This window comes from Nocardia sp. NPDC003345, assembly GCF_053589395.1.
Genome location: NZ_JBSFRU010000148.1, coordinates 1 through 14436, shown reverse-complemented (window position 1 = coordinate 14436; position 14436 = coordinate 1). Strand labels below are relative to the sequence as shown.

Annotated in this window: 15 protein-coding genes and 1 pseudogene; 11 read left to right on the top strand and 5 right to left on the bottom strand. The window is 68.1% G+C overall.

Annotated elements, in window-relative coordinates; translation table 11 throughout:
• From ACWDU1_RS17515 to ACWDU1_RS17505, 3 genes are all read left to right on the top strand, one after another.
• The coding region (locus ACWDU1_RS17515; RefSeq protein WP_449999659.1) for an ANTAR domain-containing protein at nt 1-241 on the top strand (241 nt) is incomplete at its 5' end.
• Nucleotides 242-411: 170 nt separating this feature from the next.
• Nucleotides 412-855 (top strand): ATP-binding protein, encoded by a 444-nt coding sequence (locus tag ACWDU1_RS17510; RefSeq protein ID WP_449999657.1) that lies wholly within the window; start codon nt 412-414, stop codon nt 853-855.
• Complete coding sequence (locus ACWDU1_RS17505; RefSeq protein ID WP_449999655.1) at nt 845-1660, top strand: SigB/SigF/SigG family RNA polymerase sigma factor; 816 nt, start codon at nt 845-847, stop codon at nt 1658-1660. The genes ACWDU1_RS17510 and ACWDU1_RS17505 overlap by 11 nt, the downstream gene beginning before the upstream one ends.
• A gap of 21 nt (nt 1661-1681) precedes the next feature.
• On the opposite strand, the gene ACWDU1_RS17500 is transcribed toward ACWDU1_RS17505, so the two are convergent.
• Nucleotides 1682-2212, bottom strand: coding sequence for a mycothiol transferase (locus tag ACWDU1_RS17500; RefSeq protein WP_449999653.1), 531 nt, complete (start codon nt 2210-2212; stop codon nt 1682-1684).
• Nucleotides 2213-2472: 260 nt separating this feature from the next.
• Between ACWDU1_RS17500 and ACWDU1_RS17495 the strand changes: the two genes are divergently transcribed.
• Nucleotides 2473-2955: a nuclear transport factor 2 family protein gene (locus ACWDU1_RS17495; RefSeq protein WP_449999652.1), complete on the top strand. Its 483-nt coding sequence runs from the start codon at nt 2473-2475 to the stop codon at nt 2953-2955.
• Between the two features lie 2 nt (nt 2956-2957).
• Here ACWDU1_RS17495 and ACWDU1_RS17490 read toward each other — a convergent pair whose 3' ends face one another.
• Entirely contained in the window at nt 2958-3998 is a 1041-nt protein-coding gene (locus tag ACWDU1_RS17490) for an NAD(P)-dependent alcohol dehydrogenase (protein WP_449999650.1), read from the bottom strand.
• Between the two features lie 179 nt (nt 3999-4177).
• On the opposite strand from ACWDU1_RS17490, the gene ACWDU1_RS17485 reads away from it, so the two are divergent.
• Genes ACWDU1_RS17485 through ACWDU1_RS17475 form a run of 3 tightly spaced genes read left to right on the top strand, consistent with a single transcriptional unit; the run spans nt 4178 to nt 7175 of the window.
• Nucleotides 4178-5512 carry a flavin-containing monooxygenase gene (locus ACWDU1_RS17485; RefSeq protein WP_449999648.1) on the top strand — a complete coding sequence of 445 codons (1335 nt, stop codon included), beginning with the start codon at nt 4178-4180 and terminating at the stop codon, nt 5510-5512.
• Nucleotides 5509-6195, top strand: a complete 687-nt coding sequence (locus tag ACWDU1_RS17480; protein ID WP_449999647.1) for a TetR/AcrR family transcriptional regulator — start codon at nt 5509-5511, stop codon at nt 6193-6195. The genes ACWDU1_RS17485 and ACWDU1_RS17480 overlap by 4 nt, the downstream gene beginning before the upstream one ends.
• A complete protein-coding gene (locus ACWDU1_RS17475; RefSeq protein WP_449999646.1) occupies nt 6192-7175 on the top strand; it encodes an alpha/beta hydrolase in 984 nt (327 codons plus the stop codon). Before ACWDU1_RS17480 ends, ACWDU1_RS17475 begins: the two co-directional genes overlap by 4 nt.
• A 64-nt stretch (nt 7176-7239) precedes the next feature.
• Here the strand turns inward: ACWDU1_RS17475 and ACWDU1_RS17470 are convergent, their stop codons facing one another.
• Nucleotides 7240-7752 (bottom strand): SRPBCC family protein, encoded by a 513-nt coding sequence (locus tag ACWDU1_RS17470; RefSeq protein ID WP_449999644.1) that lies wholly within the window; start codon nt 7750-7752, stop codon nt 7240-7242.
• Between the two features lie 450 nt (nt 7753-8202).
• On the opposite strand from ACWDU1_RS17470, the gene ACWDU1_RS17465 reads away from it, so the two are divergent.
• The 3 genes from ACWDU1_RS17465 (at nt 8203) to ACWDU1_RS17455 (ending at nt 10407) form a co-directional block, all read left to right on the top strand.
• Nucleotides 8203-8427, top strand: coding sequence for a hypothetical protein (locus ACWDU1_RS17465; protein WP_357422464.1), 225 nt, complete (start codon nt 8203-8205; stop codon nt 8425-8427).
• Nucleotides 8424-9722: a hypothetical protein gene (locus ACWDU1_RS17460; protein WP_449999642.1), complete on the top strand. Its 1299-nt coding sequence runs from the start codon at nt 8424-8426 to the stop codon at nt 9720-9722. Before ACWDU1_RS17465 ends, ACWDU1_RS17460 begins: the two co-directional genes overlap by 4 nt.
• A gap of 187 nt (nt 9723-9909) precedes the next feature.
• Entirely contained in the window at nt 9910-10407 is a 498-nt protein-coding gene (locus ACWDU1_RS17455; RefSeq protein WP_449999640.1) for a L,D-transpeptidase, read from the top strand.
• A gap of 234 nt (nt 10408-10641) precedes the next feature.
• Here the strand turns inward: ACWDU1_RS17455 and ACWDU1_RS17450 are convergent, their stop codons facing one another.
• Nucleotides 10642-10887 (bottom strand): hypothetical protein, encoded by a 246-nt coding sequence (locus ACWDU1_RS17450; RefSeq protein WP_449999638.1) that lies wholly within the window; start codon nt 10885-10887, stop codon nt 10642-10644.
• Nucleotides 10888-10896: 9 nt separating this feature from the next.
• Nucleotides 10897-12627, bottom strand: coding sequence for a sodium:solute symporter family protein (locus tag ACWDU1_RS17445; RefSeq protein ID WP_449999636.1), 1731 nt, complete (start codon nt 12625-12627; stop codon nt 10897-10899).
• A gap of 381 nt (nt 12628-13008) precedes the next feature.
• Between ACWDU1_RS17445 and ACWDU1_RS17440 the strand changes: the two are divergent.
• Nucleotides 13009-14436: pseudogene (locus ACWDU1_RS17440) on the top strand (hypothetical protein); the annotation flags it as partial.

Here is a 14436-nt window from a genome sequence, read left to right as displayed (position 1 = left end):
CTATGCCGCGCGTGCGGTGATCGAACAGGCCAAGGGCGCGCTGATGCTGGTGTACGGCATCAGCGCGGAGCAGGCCTTCCGGGTTCTCACCTGGCGGTCGCAGGAGACCAACACGAAGTTACGGGTGCTGGCCGACCGTCTGGTGGCCGAATCGGGCTCGGTGAAGGGGGTCTCGCCCGGGCTGCGGTCGGAATTCGACCATTTGTTGCTCACCGTCCACGAGCGGATCGACGAGCAGTGAGATATGCGCAGAAGTTTCGGCGCCTGCAAGCCGGGTAAGTGCGCATGTGAGAATCCAGGGCGACAAACCGAGTAAGAATAACGCGGCGTCACCGACGGTCACGGGGGTCGAGAGCCCGGCAGCGGCCGACCGCCGAGCGGTGGGCACGCAGGAACGAGGTGGTGGTGCGCATGGCGGAGAGTATCTCCGACTCTGTGGATACGACGTCCGCGGATACGACGACGATCGGTGTGCGGGTACCGGCGCGGGACGAGCAACTGGTGATGTTGCGCGCGCTGGCCGAGACGGTTTCGCTGATCGCCGACTTCGGATTGGACGAAGTCACCGATATCCGCCTCGCCCTCGACGAGGTCGCCACTTCGCTGATCGCCGTGGCCGTGCCCGAAACGACGCTGGGCTGTGATTTCGACTACGACGAGCATCGCATGACGGTACGCGTAACCTCGATGTCGATGACCGATACGCTCCGCGATCAGGAGGGTTTCGGCTGGCATATCGTGCGCACGCTCACCCGGTCGGTCCAGGTGGTGCAGCAGCCGTACGACATCTCCGGCGGTGGCTACCCCACCGAGGTCGAATTCAGCTGGTACAGAGGAGGCGCCGATGGGGCATGAGGGACCGCGGGCGGACCCCGGGCCTTCGCGCCGCCATCGCGGCAACGACAGCTACGACGATATCGAGCCACTCTTCACGAGCCTGGCCGCGCTCGCGGACGACGATCCGCGGCGGCCCCGGCTGCGCGAGGAGATATTGGCGCGCTGCCTGCCGCTGGCCGAACACATAGCCCGGAAGTTCTCCGGGCGCGGTGAGACCTACGACGATCTGCTGCAAGTGGCGCGGGTGGGTCTACTGAACGCCGTGGACCGGTTCGACGCCTCCCGCGGCTCGTCGTTCCTGTCCTTCGCCGTCCCGACCATCATGGGGGAGGTCCGGCGCCATTTCCGCGACAACACCTGGTCGGTACGCGTACCGCGACGGGTCAAGGAAATTCAGCTGAACCTGGGTTCGACCGTCGAGGTGCTCTCGCAGCGGCTGGGCCGGATGCCGCGGGCCAGCGAGATCGCCGCGGAATTGGGTATCGACGTGGTCGAGGTGACCCAGGCCCTCATCGCGGGCAACGCCTACCAGACGTCGTCGCTGGACGCGCCGGTCGGCGAGGACAGCGATTCCGGCTCGCTGCCGCTGCGCGATTCGCTGGGCGCCGAGGAACCCTCCTACGGCTGGGTCGAGGACTATATGGCGGTGGAGCCGCTGCTGGGTGAACTCTCCGAGCGTGAGCGCGAGGTCCTGCGGATGCGGTTCTTCGAGTCCAAGACCCAGTCACAGATCGCCGATCGGCTCGGTGTTTCGCAGATGCATATCTCGCGTATTCTGTCCCGCACCCTCGGATGGCTGCGGGAACAGGCGTTGCGCGACTGACCGGCCCGCCGCGCGGCGGGGTCACCTGCCGGTGCCCGCGCCCGCCGGTGCCCGGGACAGCATCCCGCGCAGATAGGCGGCCTGGCCCGCGTGCTGGAGATCGTCGGAGATCACGCTGACCAACCGCACACCCACGGTGACCGGCGGATCCCAGGCGGCGTCGATCACCCGGTCCAGGTCCGCGCCCGAGAGCGTGCCCAGGTACCGGAGGGTTTCCGCGTGGACGGCGTCGTAGTAGCCGGCGAGGAGGCCGGCCGGAGCGTGGATCAGCGCCACCTCGTCGGGAGTGTCGCCGAAGCCGGTGGCCTGCCGGTCGATGGGCAGATCGAATCGCTCGAACCAGCCGCCGCCTTCCCACCGCGAATCGGCACCGGCGAGTTCGGCGAGGTGTTCGTCCTGGACCCGGGTGAGATGCCAGATCAGCCAGGCGATGGAGTTGGCCTCGGGATCGGCGCGATAGCTCAGCCCGTCCTCGCCGAGCCCGTCGACCGAATCGTGCACCGCCTCCCGGATCCGCTCGAAGGCATCGGTGAATATCTCGGCGCTGTTCATAGGCGTCTCCGTCGGTCGCTGGGGCCGCGGCGCGGATCCGGTGCTGCTGACGGGCGGACGCGCGCCGGGCACTGTCGATTACCTACTGCGGCGGTACCACCGGGCGTGCGGGTCAAACCGGCTCCGCCGCGGGACGGCGTCCCCACGGTGAGCCCGGCAGCGCCGGTGCACGCAGCGATGGGGCTGCCGCCGTCCAGGACGAAGGGCCGGAATTAGAACATGTTCTTGCCGGAGGCGGGCGCCCGTGCCAAGGTGACTGCATGGATCTGCAGGCACTCGAGCTCCTCCGCGGTCTCAAATACCGCTACTTCCGCACCCTGGACCTGAAACGATGGCTCGAATTCGCGGACACCCTGGATCCGGAGATCGAAGCCCGCTACGGCACCCACGCGATGGGCCGCGAACTCACGCTGGACGGGCGCGACGCCGTGGTGGACTTCATGCGCGAGAACATGGGCCCGGGCATCGTCACCACCCATGTCGCCAACCACCCGGAGATCACCGTGGACGGTGATACCGCGACCGGTAGCTGGCTGTTCGAGGACACGGTGCTGGCCACCGAGTTCGGAGTGCTGATCCGGGGCGCGGGCTACTACACCGACCGCTACCGGCGCGGGGCGGACGGGATCTGGCGGATCCACGCGACGTCCTACGTCCGGATCTACGAATCGTCGCAGTCGCTGGCGGATACCCCGAGCCATACGCTGCTCAGCAATATGTGGGCGCCACCCCGCGGCGAATAGCCTCAGGGAACGAGTACCGCCCGGCCGCGGATCCGGCCCTGCTCCAGCAGAGAATAGGCATGCGCGCCGTCGGCCAGCGCGAATTCCTCGGTGCGGGCCCGGATCCGGCCCTCCCGGGCCAGCGCCACGCTGTCGATGAGATCACGGCGGGTGCCGCCGTAGGATTTGCGCACGGTCGCGCCCCACGGCAGTCCCGGGCCACCGGCCGGCCCGGCGGTGATGCCGGGGTCGCCGTCGCCCAGGCCGATCATCCGATACGCGCCGTTGGGGCCGACGCATTCGACCGACAGCCGGGCCGTGGCGTCGACGCCGACGAAATCGAAGACCGCCTCGGCGCCGCGGCCACCGGTCATCTCCAGAATCCGCGCCGCCGTATCGTCGGCGGCGGGCAGCATCTCGTGCGCCCCGCATTCCGCGGCCAATTCGAGTTTGCCGGGATCGGAATCCACCGCGACCACGCGCACCGGGCTCAGCGCCCGCAGGATCTGTATGCCCACATGGCCCAGGCCGCCGGCGCCGATCACCACGGCCGTCGCACCCGGCCGTAGCTGCTCGCGGGCACCGCGGATGGCGTGATAGCTGGTGAGCGCGGCGTCGGCGAGCGGCGCGGCGGCGACGAAGTCCATATCGCCGATGGGTATGAACGAGGTCGCCGGCACCACGACGTATTCCGCCATGCCGCCGTCGGGGCCGAGCCCGGGGCACGGCGGCATGGCGGTACGGCCGGCGGCGCGGCAGACGTTCTCGTTTCCGCTCGCGCATTCCGGGCAGATGCCGCAGGACCAGCACAGATAGATCAGCCCCCGATCGCCGATCTCGCGTCCCTCGACCTGCGGGCCGAGGGCGGCGACGGTGCCGGCGATCTCGTGCCCGAGGGTCAGCGGCTCCTCGCGGACTTTGAAGGGCAGATGCAGGACGTGCAGGTCGGAATGGCATATCCCCGAGGCACCGACCCGGATCAGGAGCTGGCCCGGACCGGGTTCCGGGGTCGGGACCTCACGCATCTCCAGCTTGCCGGGTTCGGTGAGTTGCAGGGCTCGCATGGGCATTCCTCCCGGCCGGCGACTATGACGTGTCTCACGAAAGTAGGCCCGCTCCCGGCATGCTGACAAGGGTGAATTTTTCTTGACACCTGTCAATTCCGGACTTATGGTCACCTGTGACCGGGGTCACTCGGATCATCGGAGTCGCGCCCCGCGCGGGGCTGTGCGCAGGAGGTCGTATGCCGGAACCCACCGTTGCCGTGATCGGAGCGGGCATCAGCGGGCTGACCACGGGGAAGATGCTGGGCGACTACGGAATTCCGTACACCTGTTTCGAATCCTCGGATCGCATCGGTGGCAACTGGGCCTTCGGCAACCCGAACGGGCACTCCAGCGCGTACCGATCGCTGCATATCGATACCTCGAAATATCAGCTCTCGTTCCGCGACTATCCGATGCCGGATTCCTACCCCGATTTCCCTCATCACTCCCTGATCAAGGAGTACCTGGAGGGGTACGCCGCCGCCTTCGACCTGAAGCGGTCGATCGAGTTCGGCAACGGTGTCGAGCGCGCCCGCCCGGTCACCGGCGGCTGGGAGATCACGACGCAATCCGGTGAGATGAGGAATTTCGACCGGCTGGTCGTGGCCAACGGTCACCACTGGGATCCTCGTTTCCCGGACTTCCCGGGCGAATTCACCGGCGAGTCCATCCATTCGCATGCCTATATCGATCCCCGGACCCCGCTGGATCTGTACGGCAAGCGCATCCTGATCGTCGGTATCGGCAACAGTGCCGCGGATATCACCGTCGAGTTGTCCTCCCGCGCGATGGACAACGAGGTCTGGCTGTCCACGCGGTCGAGTGCCTGGGTGGTGCCGAAGTACTTCGCGGGCACCCCCGCCGACCGCTATTTCCGGACCGTGCCGTACGTACCGCTGTCCTGGCAGCGCAAACTCACCCAGATGTTCACGCCGCTGGTCGCGGGTGATCCGGTGAAATACGGTCTGCCGGAACCGAATCACAAGTTCTTCGAGGCCCATCCCACCCAATCGGTGGAGCTACCGCTGCGGCTCGGCTCCGGAGATGTGGTCGCGAAACCGGATGTGACCCTGCTGGACGGGAAGACGGTGCATTTCCAGGACGGGACGCGGCACGATTTCGACGTCATCGTCTATTGCACCGGATACAACATCACCTTTCCCTTTTTCGATCCGTCGTTCCAGAGCGCGCCGGACAACCGGATATCGCTCTACAAGCGAATTTTCGCGCCAGGTATCGACGATCTCGCGTTCGTCGGATTCGCCCAGCCGTTCCCCACTCTCTTCCCGTTCGTGGAGTGCCAGGCGCGACTGGTGGCCGCATGGGCGGCGGGCCATTACCTGCCGCCGCCGGCGGAAACGATGCGGCAGGTGATCACCGCCGATCAGCAGCGGTTCACCGGGCATATCGTGGACCGCCCGCGCCATACCCAGCAGTTGGACTACTGGGTCTACGAGCGGGATCTGCGGCTCTCGGAGATCCCGGCGGGCCTGCGCCGGGCCCGGCACGCGGTCTCCGGGCGTCCGGGATGACCGCGCGGCCGCGGACCGATCGCCGCACCCCGCAGCGCGGCGACCAGCGGCGCGCCGCGTTACTGATCGCGCTGGACGAACTGCTGCGGGAGAACGGCGGACGGCTCGAACCGATCAATATCGCCGAGATCTCCCGGCGGGCGGGTCTGACCCGCTCGGCCTTCTACTTTTACTTCGAGAACAAGGCCGCCGCCGTGGCCGCCGCGCTGGAGCAGGGTTACGAGGAAGTCTTCCGCGTCAACGACATCCTGGTCGGCGGCGCGGGGGAGCCGGCCGTGCGCATCGAGGCCACGATCCGCGGGCTGGTCGATTTCTGGGACCGCCACCGGCATCTGTACCGCGCGGTGCTGACCGCGCGCAGCGTGTCCCCGGCGATCCACGATCTGTGGGAATCCGATCGCCAGGAATTCGTGCCGTCCATCGCCGCCATGATCGAAGCCGAACGGGCCGCGGGCCGCGCGCCCGCCGGCGGCGACGCCACCGCCCTGGCCGATGTCCTGCTGCTGCTCAACGAACGGCTCCTCGAACGCCTCACCTACGGCATCGAACTGGACCGGGAGAGCTATATCGAATCCGTGGTCGGTGTCTGGCTGCGTTCGATCTACGGCAGCGATCATCCGGGCCCGGGCGGCGGCACACCGCCCCGGACCGTCGCATCCACCATCGCGAGGAACCACTCATGACCCTGTATCGGATATCCGACGGCGCCACCGCGTCCGGCCGGGCCGACGTGACCTTCCGGTCCGGCTCCGACGACTGCCACGCCTGGCATTTTCCCGCCGCGTCCACCGCGCTGGAAGGACCGGCCGGGCGGCCCGTGGCCGTGATGGCCCACGGTTTCGGCGGGACCAAGGACTCCGGCCTGGAACCCTTCGCGCGGGCCTACGCCGCGGCCGGGATAGATGTACTGGCCTTCGATTTCCGGTACTTCGGTGCCAGCGGCGGCACTCCCCGCCAGCGTATCCGGATGGCCGAGCAACTCGCCGACTACCGGGCCGCCGTCGGGGCGGCGGCGCGGCTGCCCGGGGTGGACCCCGGGCGCGTGATCCTGTGGGGTGTCTCGTTGTCGGGCGGTCACGTACTCGCGGCGGGCTCCGCCGGTCGCGCCACCGCGGCCAAGACCGGCACCGCCCATATCGCCCTGGCCGCGCTGGTATCACTCACCCCGCTGGTGGACGGCCGGGCCGCCGCCGCCCTGGCGATGAAGCACGGCGGGGCGGCGGCCACCGCGCGGGGCGCGGCGGCCGCACTGCGCGCCCGTCTCGGCGCGGCGGCCGGAGGCGCCGGTCTCATCCCGCTGGTGGGTGAGCCGGGCGAACCGGCCGCGCTGGCGCTGGCGGGTTATGCCGATTCCTATCGGGCCCTGGCCGGGCCCACCTGGCGAAACGAGATCGATTCGAGTGTGTTGCTGCAGCTTCCGGGTTACCGGCCCGCCCGCGCGGCATCCACGCTGAACCTCCCGGTCCTGGTGCAGATCGCCGATTTCGACCGGGGCGCGCCCCCGTACGCGGCGGCCAAGGCGGCCTTCGCGGCGCGGGCCGAGGTCCGGCACTACCCCTGCGATCATTTCGGGGTCTGGCCGGGGAACCGGTTCTTCGAGCCGGCCGTGCGGCACCAATTGTTGTTCCTGAGCCGTCATCTCGCGGTGGACGGCGACCGATAGCGCCGCGGTGCGGGACCGGCCGGTGCCGGAATCGTGGCCCCGCGCCGGGCGTCACCAAACCGGATCAGGAAGCGGCCGGACCGGCGGTGAGGTCGCGTGCGGCGGCATCCAGTACGCGGCCGAAGGCGTAGCCCATCACGGGCCGGACCACCCGGCGGGTGAGGAGCGCGCCGACGAACGGCAGGCGCAGTTCCACGGTGGTGGTCCACAGCACCCGGGCACCGGCGGCGGTGTCGGTGACCTCGACCCGGCCGTGTTCGTGCCGCGACGGTGGAAAACTGCGATAGACGTGGTATTCGAACGCGTGTGGCGGGTCGTAGGCGGTGATCCGTTCCCAGAACACCCCGACGAACCAGACCAGGAACCGTACCGCGCCCCGGCCGTACGGTGCGCCCTCTCCCGGAGTCGTCAGGCGTTCGTGCAGCACCAGCGGGATGCGGGTGTAGTTGTGCGCGTCGCTGATCCAGTCGAATACCGATTGCCCGGACGCGGCGATGGTGCGTTCGACGGTGATCGTTTCCATGGTGTGCCTCCCCTTGATATCGCGTTCCGCGCGGGGTATCCGGCGGGTCGACATCTACTACATTCGATAGTAGATGACCGCGGGGTCGTGTGTCCGGCACTTGCCGGAAACCGCCCGGTGCCGGATTTGCTCCGCCGCCGGATACCCGGCCCCGGGTCCGGCCCGAATCCATGTACGGCCGTGCACAGGCGTGAGTGGGCTCACCGGGCCCTGGGCCGGGCGCAGTGGGCCGGGCGGACATTCGGGCCGGCTTCTCGACCTGCGGTAACCGTCCATCGTGGCGCCGATCCGGGCCGGCCGGTCGGTTGTGTCCGGGTGGGGCACGGACCGCTGGGGTAGCGTCACCCGAACCGGGCGATGTGAGACACACCAAATTGCAGGCGGGTAACACCAGTTGTGAATGCGCTTACCCCCACGAAGATTCGGCATATCGTCGGGCGGGTAGTACCTGGGGTCGGCGGTGGTTTCGCGGCCGCCGGCCCTCGATTGAGACACAGGAGCAGAATGAGTGCCAAAACTGAACTCGTCCGCGAACTGAACGGACCCACCGCGGCTTCGGAAATGCTTTCCGACCGCGAGGTCGAGGATCTGCTCGGCTTGTTCCGGGCGGCCCAGCAGCAGGAGAAGGATCTGCTCATCGAGGCCGTGAACGGTATGATCCGCTTCTTCCCGCCGCCGTTCAAAGCGATCACCCGCCGGATCATGTTCGGGGATCTACTCGAAAAATGAGCGATCTGGTAACCCGCGCGCAGATGATTCTGCTGGCGCGCACGCTACATGTCCCGGTGGAGCGCATCTCCTATCTCGAGAAGCTCGGGGCCGAGCATCTCAACGAACTCGAACAGCGGATATCGGGCCGGATCTTCGAGTACCACGGTGAGATGTTCAAACGGATCGGCAAGCTGATCCCGATCATCCCGCTCACGGTATCGCTGCCGCTGGTGCAGCGCATCGTGCCGCCCATGATGACCGGCCGGGCCGCCGGTGCCGTGGGTGTCGAGTATCCCGACGCGGCCGCCGATACGCTGACCATGCTGAAAACCGGCTACGCCGCGGATTGCACCCCCTATGTGGATCCCAAGGCCCTCGGCGAACTGGGCGACATCATGGCCTCCGAGCCGCTGGTGGCGATCGTCAACGAGGTGCTACGCCGCAAGGATCACATCACCGCCGGGCCGTTCCTGGCCTACGCCACGCCGAAAATGGTGGCCGCTGTCGAACAGGGCACCCTCGACGACGAAGGCATCATCTTCTCCGCCGCCTACGCCTACAACGCGATCGCGATCAGCAACATACTGCGCCAGTTGCTGACCGGGCAGTCGCGACGTATTCCGCGGATGATGGAGACGGTGCTGGCCGGAACCTCGGAGCTACAGGAGGCCGCGATTTCGGTCATGTCGCGTGCCGACGGCGACGTGGTGGGCCAGATCGGCGATATCCTGCTCGGGCTGGCCACCCCCGAGGCGCTGGGCAAGCTGTCGGCCCACACCATTCAGCGGGGTGCGGCACCCGAGCTGATGACGTTCGTCTCCAAGATGACCGCGCCGGCACTGCAGCGGCTGGCGATGAACCCGATCTTCGCCAATACCGCGGCCTTGATCGCGATCGTGGAATCGCTGATCGTGGCCTTCGATACCGGACCGTGGCGGGGATTGCTGGTGCTGACCGAACGCACGCATCCCGATGTCCAGCGCTATGTCGCCGGACTGGTCGCCCGGATGCCGCAGGAGCGGATCGCCGAACTGACCGAGGTGGCCAACGCCGGTGACCTGTGGCCGGAGCTGCTCCGGTTGCTGTCGCTCGCCGAGATTCCCGCGCAACAGCGGATCGGCGCGATCTGGGCGCAGCTGCCCGCCGAACGCCGGGCGGGCCTGCACCGGCGGATCGCCGAACTGCAACTCGACGGCGCCCTGGCCGCCATTGTCGAGCAGGTGCCCAATGTCTCCGTGGAGGAGGTGTTCTATCAGCGCCGCCGGCGAGGTCGCCGGCGCAGCGGCGCGCCGGATAGCTGGAGTGTTGCCTGATCGTTTGCGGGCCGTGTTCCGCCGTCGCCGATTCGTAGCCGAACCGGCGTAGGTGTGGTGATTGCGGCCCGCAACGCGGGGAATATCTGTATCGTCGGAGAGTTCTCGGATTTTCTCGTAGTTTCGCTCGGAATTTGCCATCCCTCGCCGGAGGCGGCGGCGGATCGAGAGAAGAGGTGGACACGAGATGACCTACGGACGGATTTCCCATCGAATGCGCCGGCTGGCGTTGCTCGCCGGATTCGCGGCGGTGCTCGCGCCCGCCGCGCCCGCGGTCGCCGATCCGCTCTGGCCCAACGGCCCGAACGTGCCCGGCGTACCCGCGATCATCCCGACCCAGGCACCGTGCTCCACGGCCGCCCGGGCCTGCCTGCGGCTGTCGTCCAACGAGGTCTGGCTGATGGACAACGGCAAGGTGGTTTACGGCCCGACCCCCATGTCACACGGGATGCCCGGCTTCGAGACGCCGCCCGGCGTATTCGATGTCGACTTCAAACGGCCGTATCACTGGAGCACCATGCACCATGCGCCGATGCACTACGCCGTCTTCTTCAACGGCGATATCGCCTTCCACATCGGGCCGGTGGAACACCAGTCGCACGGATGTATACGACTGACCGAACCCGGTGCCGTCGCGGTCTACCACTATCTGAATCCGGGTGATGTCGTAGAAGTCGTGCCCTGACCGCCGTCGCGGCGGCCTACGCCGCGCCGTCGGGGCCGACCCGGTACCGCGTTCTCCGATCCGATTTCGTAGGCTGGCCGCATGTGGATCATCGTGGCCGTCTCCATCATCAGTTGCGTGCTCATCGCCATCGGCTTCGCCATCGGCCTGCCCGACTGATCGCCGGCTCGCTGTCCGGTAGCCGCCCGCGATCCGGGCGGTTCCATCCGCGTGGGTCCGGTACGGGACCGCGGATCAATTCTGGTGGTCCTCCACCTCCGCGCCCGGGTCCGGCCGGTCGACGACGACCGGCCGCAGGCGCGCCCAGGCCAGGAACGCCACGGCGAACACGACCATGCCCAGCCCGGCCCAGAGATTCACATTGATGCCGCCGGTCTTGGCCTCCTCCATCGCGGTGTCGTGGAAGAACCCCATGATCACCAGCACGATGCCGTAGAGGCCGAGCAGGCCGCCGACGATGGTACGGATATCGAAGAGCACGGTGATTTCCTATCCGGTGGCGATATTGAGGACGATCACGAGCACCAGCGCGATACCGGCCAGCAGGACCGGGCGCTGATACCAGGGCAGGGTGGCGGCCTCGGGGTCGGTGCGCAGCTCCTTCGGAGTCTCCGAGTACACCAGGCCGACGAGTTCGGACGCGGGTTTCGGCGCCGTCACCATGGTGACCACCACACTGACCACGATATCCACCACGAAGGCCGCGCCCGCGGCGACGAAACTGACGCCCTGGCCCGACAGTGAGAACACGCCGGTCTCGTTCAGGACGAAGATGGTGATCGCGATCGCGGTGCCGGCCACCAGTCCGGTCCAGCCCGCCGTGGGCGTCATCCGTTTCCAGAACATGCCCAGGATGAAGGTGGCGAACAGCGGGGCGTTGAAGAAGCTGAACAGCGTCTGCAGGTAGTCCATGATGTTGCTGAACCCGCCCGCGATGAACGCGGTGAAGATCGCCGCCACGGTGGCGCCCACCGTCGCCAGCCTGCCGACGGTCAGATAGTAGGTATCGGACCTGTCCTTGACCACGTACTGCTGCCACAGGTCGATACTGAACACGGTGTTGAACGCCGAGACGTTGGCGGCCATACCGGCCATGAACGCGGCCAGCAGTCCGGCCAGGCCCACCCCCAGCAGGCCGTTGGGCAGTACCTCCTTCATCAGGTACAGCAGCGCCTGGTTGTAGGTGGTATCGCTCTGCACATCGGGATTCGCGGTGACCGCCTGTTTGTACTCGGCCATCTGCGGCACCAGTACCGCGCTGATCATGCCGGGGATGATCACGATGAGCGGGATGAAGATCTTCGGGTAGGCGCCGATGATCGGGGTGCGGCGGGCCGCCGCGATGGAATGCGTGGCCAGCGCGCGCTGCACCTCGACGAAGTTGGTGGTCCAGTAGCCGAACGAGAGCACGAAGCCGAGACCGAACACGATGCCCATGATGGACAGGAAATCGTTGGCGAAACCGGACAGCGCGTTACCGGGCCAGGAGTCCAGCTGTTCGGGCCCGCCCGGGGATGCGGCGACCTTGTCCTGCAGGCCGTCCCAGCCACCCACCCGGTGCAGGCCGATCAGGGTGAGCGGCAGCAGCGCGGCCACGATCACGAAGAACTGCAGGACCTCGTTGTAGATCGCGGCCGACAGGCCACCCAGGGTGATGTAGGAGAGCACGATGATCGCCGCGACGATCACCGACACCCACAGCGGCCAGCCCAGCAGGACATTCAGGATGGTGCCCAGCAGATACAGGTTCACCCCGGCGATGAGGACCTGCGCGACAGCGAAACTGAGCGCGTTCACCAGGTGCGCGCCGGTGCCGAAGCGGCGCCGCATGAATTCCGGCACACTGCGGACCTTGGAGCCGTAGTAGAACGGCATCATCACCACGCCGAGGAACAGCATGGCGGGTACGGCGCCGATCCAGAAATAGTGGAAGGCCGGGAAGCCGTATTCCGCGCCGTTGGCCGACATACCCATGATCTCGACGGCGCCGAGATTCGCGGAGATGAACGCGAGACCGGTGACCCAGGCGGGCAGTGATCTTCCGGACAGGAAGAAATCCATACTGGACGACACCCGCTGCCGGGCCAGCAGCCCGATCCCGAGGACGAAGACGAAATAGAGGGCGACGATCGCGTAGTCGACGGGCTGGGCATCGAGCCGCAGCACCTCACCTTCCGCGAATGTGTCGACGACCTCCTGGGACAACTCGAACTGCGGCATACGAACTTCTCCTCGAGCGGCCACGGCAACCGCGCGCGGCGCGTCCCACCGAATCGCCGATGACCGGCCGCACTACCAGAACGGGCTTCTGGCGGATCAAACGTACCGCGCGCGATGGTCGGCGCGGGCGATCTTCGACAGATGCCGGGCGTGTCCGGGAGGCGCCCCGCAGTCGCGCCGAGACGGGGCGCGGGACCCGCCGGTGGGCATGATTTGCACAGATGCGTACGCCACTATGCGGGCGCAGGCTCTCGTCCGCCGTGCCGCTGGTTGCTACCATGGACGACGGCGCATCCCGAATACAGTGTGCGCCAGGGAATTACGGTCCCTGGCGCCCCTGTGGTGTGCGCGGGTTTCGTGGTCACCGATGTAGGGGTTGCCGTGATCATACGCGTGCAGAGCACCGAATTGTCCAGTGTGCAGCGTTTCGTACTCCGTCTGATCCGGGATTGGGGGCCGGGGCCCGAGCGGATCGGCGGTATCGCGCTCCTCGGGTGTCCGTTACCCAGAGCCCGCCGCCGCGCCGGAACCACGGCCGATCTGCTGGTCTGGACTCCGCACACCTGCACTCTGGTCGTCGTGGCCGATTTCGGTTCGGTGCAGCACGGCACGCTGCACACGCCGGCCGGGAGCCGGTGGCAGGTCGATGATCGCGATGCGGATCTGCGGCCCGGTCCGTCGGCCGCCAATCCGTTGCAACGGGCACGCCGGCAACGAGCCGAGCTGGCCGGGCTGCTGCGCCGGCACGGGCTGTCCGAACAGATCGACGTTCTCGTGGTGCTGATCCCCAAGACCGGTTCCCGGATGAGCTGGACCCCGCCGCCGCGGGAGTCGGGCGAAGAAGTGATCCTGGTCCGGATCGGGCAGTCGGGCGGCCTCGGCGAATACTTCGGGCGTCCGGCCGACGCCGGGGTCCGCTGGCGCGCCGCCGATATCGCCGGGGCGTTCGAGGCGCTGGGCGTTTCGCGGTCCACCCCGGAGCCGGACGAACTCGCCGCCGAGGGATTCCCGGCGGATCCCGGTCGCGCACCCGCGCCGCCGCCGGAAACCCCGGCCGGGGATCGGCCGGGTGGCGGCCGGTTCGAGAAGGCGGGCCGGGCCCTCCGGCGCCGGGCGACCGCTGTTCCGGGGCCGGTAGCACCGGCGGTCGCGAGTGGTTCCACCCGTGAGACTTCGGAGGTCGCGGAACCGGCGGTACCGCCCGCGGCGACGAGTGTTCCGGAGGCTCCGCCGTCACCGGCTGCCGCGGCGGCACCGGTGGAACAGCTCGCGGACGGGGGCCGGCCCCGGGCCGGGGAAGTGCGATCCGGCGTCGCGAACGGTCCGGTGCCGGACGGTCCACGGGTGCGGGGTGCGGAGTCGACCGGTGGTGCCGGTCCGGTGCCGGCCGGCGCGCCGGTGCGTGGAGCGGGGTCGTCGAGCGGTGTGGGGCGGGTGCCGGATACGGCGGCTGCCGTCCGGTCGAGTACGGATTACCCGGCGGCCAGCGGATCGTCGGGCAGCCATCCGGCCGGAACGGGTAGACGAACGGAACCGGACCGTGCCGCGGTGGGCCGGGCAGGCGATGACGAGCACTCGCGGGCCGACCGGCCGCGACCCGCAATCCGCGGGGGCAGCGTGGAAACCCCCGCACGGGAACGGGAGTCCGTGCCACGTCCCGGACCGCCGGCCGAATCGACGCCCGCCGCCCGCGGCAGTAGCAGCACGATGTCTCCGAAACACTGCTGGCCCGCTCGCTGGGCGCCGTGGTCCGCCCGTACGGCCACTCTGCTGGCCACCGGCTCATCGGACGCCGAGGCACTGACCGGA